This is a genomic window from Streptomyces sp. NPDC001380, assembly GCF_042895785.1.
Lineage (GTDB): Bacteria > Actinomycetota > Actinomycetes > Streptomycetales > Streptomycetaceae > Peterkaempfera.
Map to the genome: position 1 here is coordinate 98,525 of NZ_JBIAWP010000018.1, position 14,617 is coordinate 113,141.

Here is a 14,617-nt window from a genome sequence, read left to right on the forward strand (position 1 = left end):
GCCGCTGCGCCGTCTGACCGACCCCGTCCGCGGATCCCGCCGGCCGCCGCCCCGCAGCCCGCGCCGTCCGCGCCGTCGCGCCCAGCGCAGTCGCCCCGCCGCACTCCCGGCCGGGCCATCCGCACCCGCAGTCGCCCGCATCCGGGCGCCGCCCCAGGACGGTCCTCCTTGCCCCGCACCGACTCATCCGCGTCCGCATCCGCATCCGCATCCGCATCCACCCGCACATACGCCGCCTCCTCCCGTACATCCGCGCCTGCCCCGCCGGTGTCCGCACGCGTGACGCGGGGGAACCCGGCGGCCGGCAGCCGGGCGGCCGAGAACCCGAGGACCGGGACCCCGGCGGCCGCTCCTGCCGCAGCCGCTCCCGTGGTGGCCGCTCCTGCGGACGGCGGCCCCTCGCTCGCCGAGCTGCTGGACTTCGCCCACCGCACCGCCGCCGACCCCGGCGTCCTGGCCCGGCTGCCGCTCCGTCCGAAGGAGCGGACCTGGATCGCGCTGGAGGGGCCCGGCGGCAGCGAGGCCTGGGTGATCGGCTGGCCGCCGGGGAGCGGAACCGGCTGGCACGACCACGGCGGCTCCCGCGGCGCCTTCGCCACCGCCGCGGGCCGGCTCACCGAGCAGTCGCTGGCCGCGGAGCTGCCCACCGAGGGGTGGCGGACGCTGGAGCTGGTGGAGGGCGTCGACCGCGAACGCGACCTCCCGGCCGGGCGAGGGCGGGCGTTCGGCCCCCACCACGTGCACCAGGTGGTGAACGCCTCACCGGAGGGGCACGCCGTCTCGGTGCACGTCTACCACCCGCCGCTGCCCCTGCTGCGGCGCTACAGCAGGGACGGACAGGTACTGCGCCTGGAAGCCGTCGAGGAGTCCGAGGAGTGGACGCGGTGACAAAAACACCCCGCAGCATCGACCAGGTCCTCGCGGCGGTCCGCGCCCGCCTCGACAGGGTGACGCCCCGTCAGGCGGATGCCGCCGTGCGGGAGCAGGGGGCGCTGCTGGTCGACATCCGCTACGCCGCGCTGCGCGCACGGGACGGGACGGTGCCCGGCGCCCTGGTCGTCGAGCGCAACGAACTGGAGTGGCGTCTCGACCCGCAGTGCGACCACCGGCTGCCCGAGGCCGTCCACCACGGCCTGCGCGTGATCGTGCTCTGCAACGAGGGCTACGCCTCCTCCCTCGCCGCGGCCTCCCTGCGGGAACTCGGCCTGCACCGGGCCACCGACCTGGTCGGCGGCTTCCAGGCGTGGGCCGCCGCCGGCCTGCCCGTCGATCCGCCGGCGCCGGGCCGCAGTGAGCAGAGTCGGAGCGGCCGGCGGCAGAACGGATGCCGGCGAACGGACGGCGGCGCAGCGGACGGCAGGGCGGTCGGCCGTGCGGTGTGTGCCGTGCCGGGGGTGTGAGCCCGCCGGCCGCAGGCCCCGCTCCACTGCCGGGATCCGGCGCGCCCCCCGCGCACCGGCCCGGACGGGAAGGCCACCGCACGGCCCGGACCGGCACCGGACACCCGAAGCCCTGTCGGCGGACCGGGGACCCCTCCGGCGGCCGGACCGGCGGACAGCAACCGCCGGGCGGCACCCACCGGGCGGCAATCACCGGGCGGCTCGACGGTCGGGGTGCTCCGTGATCGTGCGCCGAGCCGTCGGGAGCCGGTCTCCACGGGTCCAACCGTCCTGCGCCCGGCTGTCGGGTGTCCGGCTGTCGGGTGTCCGGCCGCCCGGTGCTCGGTCGTCGGGTGCTCAGTCGTCGGGCAGCCAGTGGTCCAGTGCCTCGCCGGACTCGCCCTCCTCGGCGAGCGCCTCCCGCACGACCCGCAGGGCCAGGCCCTCGGGGTAGCCGCGGCGGGCGAGCATCCCGGCCAGGCGGCGGATGCGCACCTGCCGGTCGAGGCCGCGGGTGGAGCGCAGCTTGCGGTCCACCAGGGCGCGGGCGGTCTGCGCCTCCTGCTCCGGGTCGAGCCGGGCGACCGCCTCGTCGGCCACGTCGCCGGAGACCCCCCGGGAACGCAGCTCCCGGGCGAGGGCGCGCCGGGCCAGCCCGCGGCCGGCGTGACGGGACTCCACCCAGGCTCCGGCGAAGGCCGCGTCGTCGATCAGGCCCACGTCCTCGAACCGGGAGAGCACCTCCTCGGCGGCCTCCTCGGGGATGCCCCGCCTGCGCAGGGCGTCCGCGAGCTGCCTGCGGGTGCGCGGCGACCCGGTGAGCAGCCGCAGGCAGATCGCCCGCGCCTGCGTCGCGGGATCCCGCGTGTCGGGCTCCTCCTCCGCACGGGAGGAGGAGCCCGCCGTACGCCCGGACCGGCCGGTGCGCGTGCGTCGGCCGGACCCGGCCGGGGACCGGCGGGCCGGCGCGGACGGCGGCGGTTCGCCCCCGTCCCCGTCGGGCGCAGCCGGTCCGGGTTCCGGTCGCGGCTCCTGCTGCTGGTACGAGGTGCCCCCGACGCCGCTGGCGCACCAGTCCAGGGGACCCCAGTCGCCCGTCCCCGGTGCTCCGCCGGGGACGGGCGGCTCGGCGCTGCTCCGCATCGGCGGATCAGGCCTTGGCGGTCTTCTTGGCCGCCGCGGCCTTGGCGGCGGTGGCCGTGATGGGCTTGGCCGCGTCGTCGGCGGCGGCCGGGACGGCCGGAGCAGTCGCGGCGGCCGGGTCCGCCGGGTCGGCGGCGGGGGTGTCGACGCGCGGTCCGACGCCCAGCTTCTCCTTGATCTTCTTCTCGATCTCGTCGGCGAGGTCGGGGTTGTCGCGCAGGAAGTTGCGCGCGTTCTCCTTGCCCTGGCCGAGCTGGTCGCCCTCGTAGGTGTACCAGGCGCCCGACTTGCGGATGAAGCCGTGCTCCACACCCATGTCGATCAGGCCGCCCTCGCGGCTGATGCCCACGCCGTAGAGGATGTCGAACTCGGCCTGCTTGAACGGCGAGGCCACCTTGTTCTTGACGACCTTGACCCGGGTGCGGTTGCCGACCGCCTCGGTGCCGTCCTTGAGGGTCTCGATGCGGCGGATGTCCAGGCGCACCGAGGCGTAGAACTTCAGCGCCCGGCCACCGGTGGTGGTCTCGGGGGAGCCGAACATCACGCCGACCTTCTCGCGGAGCTGGTTGATGAAGATCGCGGTGGTCTTGGACTGGTTGAGCGCACCGGTGATCTTCCGCAGCGCCTGGCTCATCAGGCGGGCCTGGAGGCCCACGTGCGAGTCGCCCATCTCGCCCTCGATCTCGGCGCGCGGCACCAGGGCCGCCACCGAGTCGATGACGATGAGGTCGATGGCCCCGGAGCGGATCAGCATGTCCGTGATCTCCAGGGCCTGCTCGCCCGTGTCGGGCTGCGAGACCAGGAGGGCGTCGGTGTCGACGCCCAGCTTCTTCGCGTAGTCGGGGTCGAGGGCGTGCTCGGCGTCCACGAACGCCACGATGCCGCCGGCCCGCTGGGCGTTGGCCACCGCGTGGAGGGCGATGGTCGTCTTGCCGGAGGACTCCGGACCGTAGACCTCCACCACGCGGCCGCGCGGGAGCCCGCCGACGCCGAGGGCGACGTCCAGGGCGATGGAGCCGGTCGGGATGACCTCGATCGGTGCACGCGCCTCGTCACCGAGGCGCATCACCGACCCCTTGCCGAACTGTCGCTCGATCTGCGCGAGTGCGGTCTCGAGGGCCCGCTCGCGATCGGTACCTGCCATGGATTCCACCCTGCTGGTTTGTGCTGTGCGCTTCATCGTCCTCGACGCTAGCGCGTACCACTGACAATCGGGCCCGGGCGGCCCCGCCTGTGGACAACCCGCCGGGAACCAGCATGCAGAACACAAGTTCGATTACCGGGGGGAACGGCACCCCGGGACCGAGCCCGGGACACCCCGGGGCAGCACCGGCGCCCCGCGGGAGCGCCCTCAGCCGCGGTCCGGACCGCCCGCCGCGGATCCGTCCCCGCCGCCGTCCCGACCGCCGTCCCGACCGCCGGAGTCCCCGCCGCCACCCCTGCCGGGACCCGCCCCGGGGCCGGTCCCGCCGCCGCCGCCGCGGCGGCGGCGGGAGACGAGCCGGCGCAGGCGCCGGGCCGCCTCGGCGCGCCGCAGCCGCCGCAGCCGCCGCGCCTCGCCCCGGTCGATCCGCGGGTCGTGGGCGACCTCGTAGCGCCGCACGTACGTGCTGACGAACCCCTGGAGGGTCGCCGCCACCGGGATGGCGATGACCGCGCCCACCCCTCCCAGCAGGGCGGCCCCCGCGACCACCGCGCCGAACGCCACCGCCGGGTGCACCTCCACCGTCCGCGCGGTCACCCGGGGCTGCAGCAGGTAGTTCTCCACCTGCTGGTAGACGACCACGAAGACCAGCACCCACAGCGCGTCGACCGGGTCCACGGTGAGCGCCACCAGGATCGGCAGCGCCCCGGCCAGGTAGGTGCCGATGGTCGGCACGAACTGCGAGACCACGCCCACCCAGACCGCGAGCGCGGCCGCGTACGGGATGCCCAGGGCGAACAGGAGCGCCGCGTGCGCCACGGCGGAGAAGAGCGCCAGCAGGGCGCGCGAGTAGAGGTACCCGCCGGTCTTGGCGAGGGCGATCTCCCAGGCGCGCAGCACTTCGGCCTGCCGCGACGGCGGCAGCAGCGAGCAGACCGTGCGGCGCACCCGGGGGCCGTCCGCCGTGAAGTAGAAGGTGAAGAGGGCGATGGTGAAGAGACGGAAGAGGCCGCCCACCAGCGTGCTGGACAGGCCCCAGACGTTCCCGGCGGCCTGCTGGGCGTACCGCTCGACGTCGCCGGAGTCCCGCAGGATTCGCCGCTGCAGCTCGTCCAGGGTCAGCTGCGTGTGGAAGGTGGCGTTGACCCGGCGGACCAGGTCGTCCAGCAGGTGCGGCAGCTGCCGCGCCACCTGGCCGACCTGGTCGACCAGGAGGGTTCCCAGGGCGGCCAGGAAGCCGGCCATGCAGAGCAGCACCACCAGGAAGACGACGAGGGTGCCGAGGCCGCGCCGCACCCCGCGGGCCGCCATCCGGTCCACGGCGGGCTCCATCGCCAGGGACAGGAAGAAGGAGACCAGGAGCATGGTGAAGAGGCCGACCAGCCGGTGGAAGGCCCAGTCGGCGAACTCGAAGAGCCCCGCGAAGGCGAAGCCGAGCAGCAGCGCCCTGGGGAGCCAGCGGGGCATGGCCTCGCCCCACCGGGAGGCGCGCTCCGGTGCGGGCGCGGACCCGGGGGCGCCGGGGGTCTGCCGGGGCCCGGGTCCCTGCGGCATCCCGGGGGTCTGCTGGGGTTCGTCGCTGCCGGCCACAGGCCCAGTCTCACCCATGCATGCAGCGGCCCGCGCACGGGCCCGCCACCCCGCCACCCCGCCGCCCCCTCCGCCGCAGGCCCGGCGGCCCGGGGCGCACCGGGGAGCGGAGCCCCGGGGGCACGGGGCCCGGGGTTCACGGGTTCCCGGAGGGCTCAGCGGTGGGCCGCGGGCACCTCCATCGCCGCGCACACCGCGCGCCAGACGTCCTTGGCCTCCCACCCCGCGTCCAGGGCCTGGTGGACGGTGCGCCCGCCGAGCTCGGTCATCACGTGGTCGCGGGCGAAGCTGTCCGCGTACGCCTCGCCGAAGTGGGCGTTCATCCTCCGCCAGAACTCTGTCAGCCGCATGGCGTCCAGTATGGCGCCCCGCGCCGCCCCCGCCGTCGGGGGCGGCCGCCCGACGCACCGGCGCCGCCGCGGGGACCGCCGCCGCGGCCGCCCCGCACCCGGGGTCCCGGGCGCGCGGCCCCGGGCGGGCGGTCGGGCGGTCCGGTGGCCCCGGTACGGGGACGCGGGGCGGCTACGGGCCGGACCCGGGCGCGGGCGGGTCCGGCGGGACGGCGAGCACCCCGGCGCCGAAGTAGCGCGGGTCCGCGCACAGCTCCGGCCCGAGCGGGCAGCGCCCCCGCCGCGCCGCGGCGGCCAGCGCCTCCCGCAGCCGGTCCGAGCCCCAGTCCGGGTGGGCGGCCGCCGCCAGCGCCACCGCGCCGGTGACGTGCGCGGCCGCCATCGAGGTGCCGGCCAGCGCCGCGTAGCGCCCGCCCGGCCAGTCCGAGACCACGGCACGGGCCGAACCGCCGTCCGGGTCGCCGCCGGGTGCGGCGAGCGTGATCCGGCCGCCGCCGTAGTTGGAGTACCCGGCGAGCGCGCCGGAGCGCTCCACGGCGCTCACCGCGACGACCCCGGGCAGCTCCGCCGGCAGGCGGATGCACTCGCTGCCGAGGGTGCGGACCACCGGGGCGGCGCCGGCGGTCCGGTCGTTGGGGCTGCGGGCGTCGGTGCGGGGCGCCCCGAGGTCCTGGGCGTCGTTGCCGGCCGAGGCGACCACCACGGCGCCGCGCTCCTGGGCGTAGCGCACCGCGCGGGCGACGGCGGCGATGACGGCCGCCTGGTCGGGGTCCTCGGGGCAGTTGTACTTCCACGGGTCGGAGAAGTAGCTGTCGTTGATGGCGCGGGCCCCGTGGTCGGCCGCCCACAGCAGCCCGCAGACGATGTTCTCGGCGTAGTACTGGCCCTGCGGGCCGAGCAGCCGCACGGCGGCGATCCGCACGCCGGGGGCCACCCCGACCACGCCGTCGCCGTCCCGGGCCGCGCCGACGATGCCGGCGACGTGGGTGCCGTGGCCGCTCTCGGGGATGGTGCCGTCGGGCCGCCAGGCGCCGTCGGAGCGGTCGGGCCTGCCGTCGGCGCAGGAGGCCGAGCGGTCCGGGTCGACCGCGGCGCGCAGGTCGGGGTGGCTGTCGTCCACGCCGGAGTCCAGGACGGCCACCACCACGCGGCCGAGCGCCTCCTGCCGCCGGTCGCCGCCGAACCCGCTGGGCAGTCCGGCGACGTCGCCGCCCGGTCCCGGGTCGGCGCCGATCATCTCCAGGTTCCAGGCGGGCCGCTCGCGGGGGTCCGGGACGGTCGGGGTGTCGTCCGCCGGGAGCAGGTCCGCCGGGCGTCCCCGGGCGGGGGCGGCGTCCTGCGGGGCGGGGGCGGCGTCCTGCGGCCCGGGGACGGCACCCTCAGGCCTGGAGGCGGCGCCGCGCGGGGACCGGGGGCCGCCGGGGCGGCGGAGGTCTCCGGGGTCCGCCAGGCTCCCGGGGGGCGCGGGCACGGGGGCGGTGCGGGCGGCGCCGGCCTCGGCGATGCCGGGGCGCCGCCGCAGCCGGTCCGCGAAGGAACGGCTGTCGGCGTAGGCGAGGACCACGCCGATCTGGGGGTAGTCCTGGACGACGGTGCCGCCGGCCGCGCGCACCTCCCGTCCGGCGAGGGCTGCGCCGGACGCGTCGTCGCGGTCGGCGACGACCAGGTAGCCGAGGTAGGCGTGGCCGGGGCCGCCCATGTAGGGGACGGCCCCGCCGAGGATCAGTGCGGCGAGCGAGAGCACGACCAGGCACCGGACGGGCAGGAGGAGGGTACGGCGGCTCCTGACCTGCTGCACCGCACCTCCAACCGTCGCCGGCGCCCTGCGGGAGACCACAGGCCCTTTCATACGATATGAGCAGAATGTGAGGTGTGCCGCGCCGGGCTGGACCGGACGCGGGACGGCGGTGCCGTCCGGGGCCGGCTGTCAGTGGGGCGGGGCACCATGGGGGGATGGCGCGACGCACCCCCGCCCCGAAGGGCGGCCCCGACCCGGACCCCGGCCCCCGGGACGCCGCGGACCGGCGGCCCCGCACGGCCGGCGGCCCGCGGTCCGGTCCGCGGTCCGGTGAGCCGTCCGGTGAGCCGTCCGGTGAGCCGTCCGGTGAGCCGTCCGGTCCCGGGCCCGGCGCACCCGCGGGCGCGCCGTCCGACCCGCTCGCCGGGTTCTCCCCCGCGACCCGGTCCTGGTTCGAGGGCGCCTTCCACGCCCCCACCCCCGCCCAGGCCGGCGCCTGGCGGGCCATCGGCGAGGACTCCGACGTCCTGGTGGTGGCGCCCACCGGCTCCGGCAAGACGCTCGCCGCCTTCCTCTCCGCCCTGGACCGCCTCGCCACCGTCCCGCCGCCCGCCGAGGCCGTCCGGCGCTGCCGGGTCCTGTACGTCTCGCCGCTGAAGGCGCTCGCCGTCGACGTCGAGCGCAACCTGCGCTCCCCGCTCACCGGCCTGCGGCAGACCGCGGTGCGGCTCGGCCTGCCCGAGCCCGAGGTGCAGGTGGGCATCCGGTCCGGGGACACCCCGGCCGCCGAGCGGCGCCGCTTCGCCACCCACCCGCCGGACATCCTCATCACCACCCCCGAGTCGCTCTTCCTGCTGCTCACCTCGGCGGCCCGGGAGGCGCTGCGCGGTGTGGAGACGGTGATCCTCGACGAGGTGCACGCCGTCGCCGGGACGAAGCGCGGCGCCCACCTCGCCCTCACCCTGGAGCGGCTGGACCACCTGCTGGAGCGGCCCGCCCGCCGTATCGGCCTCTCCGCGACCGTGCGCCCGGTGGACGAGGTCGCCCGCTTCCTCAGCCCGCAGCGCCGGGTGGCGGTGGTCCAGCCGCCGTCGGCGAAGGAGTTCGACCTGTCGGTGGTCGTCCCGGTGGAGGACCTGGGCGAGCTGTCCGGGGGCCGGCCCCCGGAGCAGGACGGCCCCCCGGGCGACCCGGCGCGGCAGGCGTCGATCTGGCCGCACGTCGAGGAGAGGATCACCGACCTGGTGCAGGAGCACCGCTCGACCATCGTCTTCGCCAACTCCCGGCGCCTCGCCGAGCGGCTCTGCAACCGGCTCAACGAGATCGCCCACGAGCGCGCGGGCGGCGGACCGCTGCCCGAGGACCACTCCCCCGCGGCGACCGCGGCGCAGGCCGGGGCGAGCCGGGCGGCGCCGCCGGTGCTGGCCCGCGCCCACCACGGCTCGGTCTCCAAGGAGCAGCGCGCCGTGGTCGAGGAGCAGCTCAAGGCCGGGGTGCTGCCCGCCGTGGTCGCCACCTCCAGCCTGGAGCTGGGCATCGACATGGGCGCCGTCGACCTGGTCGTCCAGGTGGAGTCGCCGCCGTCGGTCGCGTCCGGCCTGCAGCGGGTGGGCCGGGCCGGGCACCAGGTCGGGGCGGTCTCCACCGGCGTGGTCTTCCCCAAGTACCGGGGCGACCTGGTGCAGGCGGCCGTGGTCACCGAGCGGATGCGCGAGGGCCGGATCGAGTCCCTGCGGGTGCCGCGCAACCCGCTGGACGTGCTGGCGCAGCAGGTCGTCGCGATGACCGCCCTGGACACCTGGGACGTCGACGAGCTGCTGGCCGTGGTGCGGCGCGCCGCGCCGTTCGCCGCGCTGCCGCAGTCGGCGTACGAGTCGGTGCTGGACATGCTCGCCGGGCGCTACCCCTCCGACGCCTTCGCCGAGCTGCGGCCCCGGGTCGTCTGGGACCGGGTGGCCGGTACCGTCGCCGGGCGCCCGGGCGCGCAGCGCCTCGCCGTCACCTCCGGCGGCACCATCCCCGACCGGGGCCTGTTCGGGGTCTTCCTGGCCGGCGCGGACCCGAAGAAGGGCGGCGGCCGGGTCGGCGAGCTCGACGAGGAGATGGTGTACGAGTCGCGCGTCGGCGACGTCTTCACCCTGGGCACCACCTCCTGGCGGATCGAGGACATCACCCACGACCGGGTGCTGGTCTCCCCCGCGCCCGGTGTCCCCGGCAAGCTGCCGTTCTGGCACGGCGACGCGCTGGGGCGGCCGCTGGAGCTGGGCCGGGCCCTCGGCGCGTTCCTCCGGGAGGTCGGCGGCCTCGCCCCCGACGCCGCCCGCGAGCGGCTGCGGGCCGCCGGGCTGGACGAGTGGGCCGCCGCCAACGTGGTCTCCTACCTCGCCGAGCAGCGGCAGGCCTGCGGGCACGTGCCCGACGACCGGACCGTGGTGGTGGAGCGGTTCCGCGACGAGCTGGGCGACTGGCGGGTCGCCGTGCACTCCCCCTTCGGCGCCCAGGTGCACGCCCCCTGGGCGCTGGCCCTCGGCGCGCGGCTGCAGGAGCGGTACGGGCTGGACGCGCAGGTCATGCACGCCGACGACGGCATCGTGCTGCGGCTCCCCGACGCGGACCTGCTGGACTTCCCGCAGGAGCTCGACCCGTTCGCCGGGGCGGCCGGCGCCGCACCGGCCCCCGGCGCCGACGAGGCACCGCTCGGCGCGGACGCCGCCGTCTTCGACCCGGGCGAGGTGGAGCAGCTGGTCACCGACCAGGTCGGCGGCTCGGCCCTGTTCGCCTCCCGGTTCCGCGAGTGCGCGGCCCGCGCCCTGCTGCTGCCGCGCCGCAGCCCCGGCCGCCGCACCCCGCTGTGGCAGCAGCGCCAGCGGGCCTCGCAGCTGCTCCAGGTGGCCTCGGAGTTCGGGTCGTTCCCGATCGTGCTGGAGGCCGTCCGCGAGTGCCTGCAGGACGTCTTCGACGTCCCCGGGCTGGTCGAGCTGATGCGCGACATCGAGGCCCGGCGGGTCCGCCTGGTCGAGGTGACCACGCCCGAGCCCTCCCCCTTCGCCCGCTCGCTGCTCTTCGGCTACGTCGCCCAGTTCCTGTACGAGGGCGACTCGCCGCTGGCCGAGCGGCGCGCCTCGGCGCTGTCGCTGGACTCACGGCTCCTCGCCGAGCTGCTCGGCCAGGCCGAGCTGCGCGAGCTGCTGGACCCGGACGTCCTCGCCGGGCTGGAGGCCGAGCTGCAGCGGCTCACCCCCGACCGGCGGGTCAAGGACGCCGAGGGCGTCGCCGACGCCCTGCGGCTGCTGGGCCCGCTGACCACGGCGGAACTGGCCGAGCGGGGCGCGGAGCCGGGCTGGCCCGCGGAGCTGGAGGCCGCCCGCCGCGCCATCCGGGTGCGGATCGCCGGCGAGGAGCGGTGGGCCGCGGTCGAGGACGCCGGGCGGCTGCGCGACGCCCTGGGCACACCGCTGCCGGTGGGCGTGCCCGAGGCGTTCACCGAGCCGGTCAAGGACCCCCTCGGTGACCTGATGGCCCGCCACGCCCGCACCCACGGGCCGTTCACCGCCGCCGACGCCGCCGCCCGGTTCGGCCTCGGCACCGCCGTGGCCGCCGGCGCCCTGCACCGGCTGGCCGCCGTCGGGCGGGTCGTCCAGGGCGAGTTCCGGCCCGGCGGCAGCGGCAGCGAGTGGTGCGACAGCGAGGTGCTGCGGCGGCTGCGGCGGCGCTCGCTGGCCGCGCTGCGCCAGGAGGTGGAGCCGGTGCCGCCGCGCGCGCTCGCCGCCTTCCTCCCCCGGTGGCAGCACGTCGGGGCCGGCCGGCTGCGGGGCGTGGACGGGCTGGTCCGCGCCGTGGAGCAGCTCCAGGGCGCCCCCGTGCCCGCGTCCGCCCTGGAGAAGCTGGTGCTGCCCTCCCGGATGCTCGACTACTCCCCCGCGATGCTCGACGAGCTCACCGCCGCCGGCGAGGTCGTCTGGTCCGGCGCCGGGGCACTGCCCGGCAAGGACGGCTGGGTCACGCTCCACCTCGCCGACACCGCCCACCTGCTGCTGCCCGAGCCGCTGCCCCTGGAGACCACGCCCGTCCACCGCGCCCTGCTGGACGCCCTGGCGGGCGGCTACGGCCTCTTCTTCCGGCAGCTCGCCGACCGGGCCACGGCCGCGGCGGCCGCCGCCGGGGAGGCCCCGCCGTCCGACACCGCCCTGGCCGACGCCCTGTGGGACCTCGTCTGGGCCGGGTACGCCACCAACGACACCCTCGGCCCGATGCGGGCCCTGCTCGGCTCGGGCCGCACCGCGGGCTCCACGGCCCACCGGGCGCCGCGCGCCGTCCCCCGCGGCCGCATCGGCGGCGCGGGCCGGGGGCTCGGCGGCCGCGCCGGACACACCTCCCGCACCGGGCCGCCCACGACGGCCGGCCGCTGGTCGCTGCTCCCCGAACGGACCGGCGACCCCACGCTGCGCGCCACCGCCGTGGCGCAGACCCTGCTGGACCGGCACGGCGTCGTCACCCGGGGCGCGGTGGCCGCCGAGCGTGTGCCGGGCGGCTTCGCCGCCGCCTACCGGGTGCTGTCCGCCTTCGAGGAGAACGGCCGGGCCCGGCGCGGCTACGTCGTGGACGGCCTGGGCGCCGCCCAGTTCGCCACCGACGGCGCGGTGGACCGGCTGCGCGCCGTCAACGGCGCCCTGGAGCGGTCGGCCGCCGCCGGTGCGGGATGGGGCGACCCCGACGGGGGGCCGGGCGTGCCCGGTACCGGCCCCCTGCCGCCGGGCATCCGGCCGCCCGGGGGCCGCGGCCCCCGGACCGACGACGGCCCGCGGGCCCTGGTCCTGGCGGCCGCCGACCCCGCCAACGCCTACGGTGCGGCCCTGCCCTGGCCCGACCCGCCCGGTGCCGAGGACGCCCGGTCGGGGCACAAGCCGGGCCGCAAGGCGGGGGCGCTGGTCGTCCTGGTCGACGGGGAGCTGGTCCTGTACGTGGAGCGCGGCGGCAAGTCGCTGCTCTCCTGGGCCGACGACGCCGACCGGCTCGGGCCGGCCACCGAGGCCCTGGCACGGGCGGTCCGGGAGGGGGCGCTCGGCGGGGTCACCGTGGAGCGGACCAACGGGGAGGCCGCCCTCACCTCGCCCCTGGGCCGCGCCCTGGAGGAGGCCGGGTTCCACCCCACCCCCCGCGGGCTGCGGCTGCGCGGATGAGCGGGTGAGCCGGTGAGCGGCGCCGCGCACGTCGGCCGCCGCGACCGGCGAGGAGGCCGGGACCGTACGGCGACGGCCTCTTCGCCGTGCTGACCTGCCGTCAGCGACGTCCGGGTGCCGGCGGCGGCCGCCACCGGGCGCGTGCGACGCCGGCACCCGGCCGGGGACGCCCGACCCGTGTCCCGCCGGGCCGCGGCCGGCCGGACCCCGGTCGACCGGACCGCAGGCGGTCGCACTGCACCCGGGCGAACTGCACCCGGGAGGAACCGCGTTGCGCGGGCCGCAGCCGGCCGGGACGCGCCCGGGTCAACCCGGAACACGCCCCGTCAGGTCGTGTCCCGTCAGGTCGCTCCCCGCCGGGACGCGTCCGGCCGGACCGGGCCCGGCGGGTCCACGCCCGGCGGGTCCGCGCTCGGCCGGTCCGCGCTCGGCCGGTCCATGCTCGGCCGGTCCATGCTCGGCCAGCATCCTGCCGCGCAGCGCCACCTCCAGCTGGAAGCGCACCCCGGGATCGACGAGGGCCTGGCCGAACAGCTCGTCCACCCGGCGCATGCGCTGACGCACCGTCTGCGGATGGATGCCCAGCCGGGCGGCGATCTCCGGTCCGCTCCCGTTGGTCTCCAGTCTGGCCAGCAGGGTCTCCTCGATACGGCGGCGCTGCTTCTCCGTCAGCGCCTCGAGCGGCGCCAGACGGCGCTCCGCCAGCAGCCGCACCAGCTCCTCGTCCACCAGGAGCAGCAGCGTGTCGAGCCGGTCGTCGCAGAACACCGGCCGCGGCGCCCGCTGCTGCGCCGGGTCCGGGAGCAGCCGGTCGAGCAGCAGCCGGGCCCAGCGCAGCGAGTGGGCGGCCCGCTCCGGGGCGACGGCCGGGCCGACGACGGCGGTCCGGCCCGCCAGGACGGCCCGCAGCAGGGCCGCCCGGCCGGGGTCCCGGGGCTCCGGCACCAGGGCGAACGCGTCGGGCCGCTCGAAGTCCCAGAGCACCCCGGCGGGCCAGTCCGGCGCCGCGGCGGACGTCCGCGGGGCCCAGGGGTCGGCGGGCGGCCCCAGCACCACCGCACTGACCTCCTGCGGCCAGCGCCACTCGGCCGCGCGCGCCGCCTCCTTCACGAGCGGCGGGGCCGCTCCCTCCGCGAGCAGTTCCAGGAGCCGGTGCCGCCGCCGCTGCCGGGCGCCCGCGGCGTCGGCCTGGGCCTCCGCGTAGCCCTCCACGGAGGCGCAGGCGATCCCGTCGATGTGGGCGAAGAGCGCCTCGGCCAGGACCGCGCGCAGGGCGGGACTCATCCCGGCGCGCTCGGCGACGACCGAGTAGCGCCGCCAGGCGAGCCTGGCGCCGAGCCGGTAGGCGGCCTGCAGGGCGTCCAGGCTGCGCCCCTCCCGCAGTTCGCCGCGCCCCAGGGCGCGGAACACGCGGGTGCCCTCCTCGTCCGGGGCGTCGTCGCCCGCGATCAGGTCGGCGAAGCGGTCCAGCGCCTGCCGCACCCCGAGCTGGATGCCGGTGCCGAAGGAGCCGTGCAGCGGCCGGGCGAACTCCGGTATCCGGCGGCGGACCTCCGCGACGATCTCCGCGGTCAGCCTGCGGTGCTCGGCGCGCAGCAGCGGCGCGAACTCCGGCGGCAGCGCGGCCCACGGGCGGTCGTAGGAGACCTCCGGCGCTCCGGGCCCGTCGGGCCCTGCTGCCGGTCCGCCGGCCCTGCCGTCCCGTACCGGCGGCATCCGTCCCACTCCCTCCGCACCCCCGGCCCTCCGCAGGTGGAAGCGGACGACTGCCGGCGGGGACGGCGCGACGCGGTGGAACGCCCTGCCGAAGCGGAGGATTTCCGACTCCGCCGCAGTATCGATTTGCTTCCGGACCCGTGTCAACGCCGCATCCCGCGCCTTTCCGTCCTGTGAAGGATTGCGCACGGAACGGCCGTGTGCGGCGGCGGCCGCCGGTTCCGCCGGCCGCGCACCGGCCCCGCACCGTCATGACGGACCGTCACCGCTCTTCGGTGGAAGCTGCTCACGTGCGCCGGGGGAGCGTCCGCGACGGGAGCCCGCAACACCGGCGAAACACTCGCCCCGGCGAGTGTTTCGCCGTACCGGACTCTTCG

At 77.7% G+C, this 14,617-nt stretch carries 8 protein-coding genes and 1 pseudogene; 3 read left to right on the top strand and 6 right to left on the bottom strand.

What is annotated here, in order from left to right:
- Positions 1–372 precede the first annotated feature (372 nt).
- Positions 373–888 (top strand): cysteine dioxygenase, encoded by a 516-nt coding sequence (locus ACFY07_RS21475; protein WP_390870632.1) that lies wholly within the window; start codon positions 373–375, stop codon positions 886–888.
- Positions 876–1,268 (top strand): annotated as a pseudogene (locus ACFY07_RS21480) (rhodanese-like domain-containing protein); the annotation flags it as partial. The gene ACFY07_RS21475 and the pseudogene ACFY07_RS21480, both read left to right, overlap by 13 nt.
- Positions 1,269–1,736: 468 nt before the next feature.
- On the opposite strand, the gene recX reads toward ACFY07_RS21480, so the two are convergent.
- From recX to ACFY07_RS21505, 5 genes are all read right to left on the bottom strand, one after another.
- The gene (gene recX / locus ACFY07_RS21485) at positions 1,737–2,522 is read right to left on the bottom strand and encodes a recombination regulator RecX (RefSeq protein WP_390870634.1); all 786 of its coding nucleotides are present in this window, start codon (positions 2,520–2,522) and stop codon (positions 1,737–1,739) included.
- Positions 2,523–2,529: 7 nt separating this feature from the next.
- A complete protein-coding gene (recA, locus tag ACFY07_RS21490; protein ID WP_390870636.1) occupies positions 2,530–3,666 on the bottom strand; it encodes a recombinase RecA in 1,137 nt (378 codons plus the stop codon).
- Between the two features lie 207 nt (positions 3,667–3,873).
- Positions 3,874–5,256, bottom strand: coding sequence for an AI-2E family transporter (locus ACFY07_RS21495; RefSeq protein WP_390870638.1), 1,383 nt, complete (start codon positions 5,254–5,256; stop codon positions 3,874–3,876).
- 155 nt (positions 5,257–5,411) lie between these two features.
- Positions 5,412–5,606, bottom strand: a complete 195-nt coding sequence (locus tag ACFY07_RS21500) for a DUF3046 domain-containing protein (RefSeq protein WP_230654543.1) — start codon at positions 5,604–5,606, stop codon at positions 5,412–5,414.
- Between the two features lie 172 nt (positions 5,607–5,778).
- Entirely contained in the window at positions 5,779–7,404 is a 1,626-nt protein-coding gene (locus tag ACFY07_RS21505; protein WP_390870640.1) for a S8 family serine peptidase, read from the bottom strand.
- A 155-nt stretch (positions 7,405–7,559) separates the two neighbouring features.
- On the opposite strand from ACFY07_RS21505, the gene ACFY07_RS21510 reads away from it, so the two are divergent.
- Positions 7,560–12,524 carry an ATP-dependent helicase gene (locus ACFY07_RS21510; RefSeq protein ID WP_390870642.1) on the top strand — a complete coding sequence of 1,655 codons (4,965 nt, stop codon included), beginning with the start codon at positions 7,560–7,562 and terminating at the stop codon, positions 12,522–12,524.
- A gap of 306 nt (positions 12,525–12,830) precedes the next feature.
- Here ACFY07_RS21510 and ACFY07_RS21515 read toward each other — a convergent pair whose 3' ends face one another.
- The gene (locus ACFY07_RS21515) at positions 12,831–14,240 is read right to left on the bottom strand and encodes a helix-turn-helix domain-containing protein (RefSeq protein ID WP_390870644.1); all 1,410 of its coding nucleotides are present in this window, start codon (positions 14,238–14,240) and stop codon (positions 12,831–12,833) included.
- Positions 14,241–14,617 lie beyond the last annotated feature (377 nt).